Here is a 3,712-nt window from a genome sequence, read left to right on the forward strand (position 1 = left end):
GAGTATCAGTCGACCACGATGTTGCCTGACGCTCCGTCTTCGCGGGCAAGCCTCGCTCCTACAGGGGTTTGTGTTGTCTGGTTAACGTCGGGTGATGACGACCTCCAGGTATTCACTCGGCACCACCACCGATTTCTCTCCCGCTCTGTTCATCCGGTTGATCAGCTCAGTCAGGTCGCTTTCAAAGGCTTGGGCTCCCTCGGGAGACAGCGCCGCGAAGGCCTTGTGGACCGGGCCGTACCAGGTGCGAAACGTGTCGATGAAGTGCGCCGCCGAGCGATAACGGAAGTTGAAGGTGCGGCGCGTCACCTGGACCTGAAAGTCACGCTCATCGAAGTGCGAGTGCAACCAGGCTTCGGTTCCCCAGTTTGAAGGCGGTTGTGCGCCTGGCGGTGGCGGCAGGTGTTTGCCCAGGGTCTTGAACATCTGGCCGACAAAACCTTCAGGTGTCCAGTTGGCCAGGCCGATCCGGCCGCCAGGACGGCAGACCCGCGCCAGTTCTGAAGCCGCTTTGGCCTGATCCGGCGTGAACATCACGCCGAAGGTCGAGAGCACCGCATCGAAGCTGGCGTCTTCGAACGGCAGCGCCTCGGCGTCGGCGACCTGGAAGGTCACCTCCAGGCGCTCGGCCCGGGCCCGGTCTTCGCCGCGCTCCAGCAGCGCCGCCACGTAGTCGGTCGAGGTGACGTTGCAGCCTCGGCGTGCGGCGGCGAGCGTCGCATTACCGTTGCCGGCGGCCACGTCCAGCACGCGTTCGTCGCAGAGCAAGTCACAGGCTTCAGCCAGTTGCTCGCCGACAATTTGCAGGGTGGTGCCGATCACGGCGTAATCGCCGCTGGCCCAGGAGACCATCTGGCGGTTTTTCAGGGCAGTGAGATCAAGGGGGGTACTCATTAAATCTGCTCCGTAAGGATTGGAACGCGGGCCCGGCTTACTCCGCCGTGGTCGGATCGATGATGTTCATCACCTGGGAAATGCGGTTGGCCGGGAAACCGCTCTGCCTCGCGTGCTCCTGGATCAGCGCTTCGCTCGGCGAGATGTACACGCAGTACAACTTGTCACCCGTGACATAACTCTGAAGCCACTGCACCTGCGGCAAGTCGCGCAATGCCCGGCAGGACTTTTGCGAAGCGGCTTTCAAATCCCTTTCTGACAGTGTTCCTGCACCTGGAATCTCGCGTTCTATGACGAACTTTGGCATGGCAACCTCTCAGTCTTGTTATTGATGACAGGGTCGGCAGTGGCCCTGTAGGCAAACTATCGCTCCGGCGCGGGCCGGCGTCCTGCCCGATCGTCGGGCAACACTGCCCGATCGTCCGGAGAACTCACGTTACCCGGCAACGCGCTCACAATCAGAAAGCCCTTAGTCGCATGGGAAGTCACCATGGACGCCCTGTCCCAAACCCTGCGCGTCGTCCGCCTGGTCGGCGCGATCTTCATCAATGCCAGGTTCACGGCACCCTGGTGCTACCAGTCGCCCAGTGCCGACACGGCGGCCCCCTTTCTGGAGCCCGGTGCCGAGCGTGTGGTGATATTCCACCTGATCACCGAAGGCGAGTGCTATGTCGAGATGGGAAACGCTGCGCCGCTGCGCCTGACCGCCGGCGATGTGGTGGTGTTCCCCCAGGGCGATGCCCATCGCATGAGCTCGCAACCCGGTCTGACGCCGGTCACCGGCAAGCGGCTGGACGTGGTGCTGGCGCGCCGTCCCCGGCAACTGAGTTACGGCGGAGGCGGCGCGGTCACGCGACTGGTGTGCGGTTATCTGGCCTGCGATACGCGGTTGGCGGGCATGTTGCTGACGGGATTGCCGGCGGTGGTCCGGGTCAATGTGCGCGGTTCCAATGCCGGAATCTGGCTGGAATCATTGGTCCGTTATGCCTTGGCGGAAGCACGCTCGCCCAGGCCCGGGGGCGAAGGCGTGTTGGCGAAACTGGCCGAGGTGTTGTTCATCGAGGTGTTGCGCCTGTACATGAACGAGCGCGGTGAAGGCCGGACCGGCTGGCTGGCCGGTGTGGGTGACCGGATCGTCGGTGCCGCCCTGAATGCGCTGCACAAAAAACCCTGTCACGCCTGGACCCTGGATGAACTGGCGCGAACCGCCGGCACCTCAAGGTCGGTGTTGGCAGAACGCTTTGCGCAGTTGGTGGGGAGTTCGCCGATGCAGTACCTGACGCAGTGGCGGATGTTGCTGGCGGCGAACCTGTTACGCAGCAGTAACAGTTCGTTGATGCGGATTGCCGAAGAGGTGGGCTACCAGACCGACACGGCCTTCAGCCGTGCCTTTCGTCGAGAGTACGGCGCGCCACCGGCGGCGTGGCGGCGCAATCAGGAGAAAAAACCAATGGCCCGCGGCGCGCAGCCTGTGAGCCATTGATGTCGAGGGTTACGCCGAAGGTGCCTTGGCCTCTTCCAGCAGTTGCTGGATCATCTTTTCCTGGGTTTCGTAGGCGCCTTCACCGAAGTGGGTGTAACGCACCTGGCCCTTGGCGTCGATCAGGTAGTGAGCGGGCCAGTACTGGTTGTCGAAGGCGCGCCAGATCGCGTAGTTGTTGTCGATGGCCACCGGGTAGGTGATGCCGAGCTTTTTCACCTGGTCCTTGACGTTGTCGATGATGCGCTCGTAACCGTATTCAGGGGTGTGGACGCCGACGACCACCAGGCCATCCTTCTCGTATTTTTTCGCCCAGTCCTTCACATACGGCAGGGTGTGCTGGCAGTTGATGCAGTCGTAGGTCCAGAAGTCCACCAGCACCACTTTGCCTTTGAGCGAATCATTGCTCAGCGCTGGCGAGTTCAGCCACTGGACGGCACCGGACAGCGACGGCATGGCACCCTGGGCGTTGTCCATGGAGTCGGCCCTGACCTTGCTGACGAAGTAGTCGACAACTTTCGGCACGCTTTCCATCACGCCTTTTTCGAGGCTGCTGACGCCTTCGGACGAGGTGCCGGCCAACAGTGTCCGGTCGGCACCGGTGGAAATCACCGCCACGGTCGCCAGCACGGCAACACCGGCACCACGACGCAACCAACCAGTGACCGGGATCGACACTTTCAAGCGATTGACCAAACCGCGACCGGCGAAGATCAAGGTCCCCAGGGACAGTGCGCTGCCCAGGCCGTAGGCCAGCAGCAACAGGCTGGTCTTTGCGTTCGCACCCTGGAGCATGGCGCCGGTGAGAATCACCCCGAGGATCGGGCCGGCACACGGCGCCCAGAGCAGCCCTGTGGCCACACCGATCATGACCGAACCCAGCGGGCCGGACATTTTGCGGGTGTCGGGATCAAGGCGATTGCCCAGCGCCACGAACGGACGGGCCATCCAGTCACCGACACGGGCGGAAATCAGCGATAGAGCAAACAATCCCATCACGAAGAGCGCGACGTGACGACCGGTGTTGTTGGCTTGCACCACCCATTCGCTGCTGACCACGGCCAGGCTAGCGATCAGGGCAAAGGTCAGGACCATGCCGCCGAGGGTGAGCAGAATGGATGAACGGGTGCGTTTGACACCAGCGAACAGGAACGGCACCACCGGGAGGATACAGGGGCTGAGGACGGTCAATATGCCGCCCAGAAAAGCGATGAGAAACATGGTAATCACCTTGAAATAGAGAAGAACGACACACCACCTACCCCCTGTAGGAGTGAGCCTGCTCGCGATAGCGGTGTGTCAGATAACACTGATGTCGATTGACACACCGCCATCGCG

Annotated in this window: 4 protein-coding genes; 1 reads left to right on the plus strand and 3 read right to left on the minus strand. The window is 62.1% G+C overall.

Annotation, left to right across the window (positions count from 1 at the left end; all coding sequences use genetic code 11):
* Positions 1-81 precede the first annotated feature (81 nt).
* Complete coding sequence (locus QMX98_RS33195) at positions 82-894, minus strand: class I SAM-dependent methyltransferase (protein ID WP_010455498.1); 813 nt, start codon at positions 892-894, stop codon at positions 82-84.
* A 37-nt stretch (positions 895-931) separates the two neighbouring features.
* Positions 932-1,201 carry a DUF4242 domain-containing protein gene (locus QMX98_RS33200; protein WP_010455500.1) on the minus strand — a complete coding sequence of 90 codons (270 nt, stop codon included), beginning with the start codon at positions 1,199-1,201 and terminating at the stop codon, positions 932-934.
* A 183-nt stretch (positions 1,202-1,384) separates the two neighbouring features.
* On the opposite strand from QMX98_RS33200, the gene QMX98_RS33205 reads away from it, so the two are divergent.
* Complete coding sequence (locus QMX98_RS33205; RefSeq protein ID WP_282412015.1) at positions 1,385-2,377, plus strand: AraC family transcriptional regulator; 993 nt, start codon at positions 1,385-1,387, stop codon at positions 2,375-2,377.
* A gap of 9 nt (positions 2,378-2,386) precedes the next feature.
* Here the strand turns inward: QMX98_RS33205 and QMX98_RS33210 are convergent, their stop codons facing one another.
* On the minus strand, positions 2,387-3,595 hold the full coding sequence (locus tag QMX98_RS33210; RefSeq protein WP_282412016.1) for a cytochrome c biogenesis protein DipZ: 1,209 nt from the start codon (positions 3,593-3,595) through the stop codon (positions 2,387-2,389).
* Positions 3,596-3,712 lie beyond the last annotated feature (117 nt).

Source organism: Pseudomonas sp. PS02303 (genome assembly GCF_029959925.1).
Taxonomy (GTDB): Bacteria; Pseudomonadota; Gammaproteobacteria; order Pseudomonadales; family Pseudomonadaceae; genus Aquipseudomonas; species Aquipseudomonas mandelii.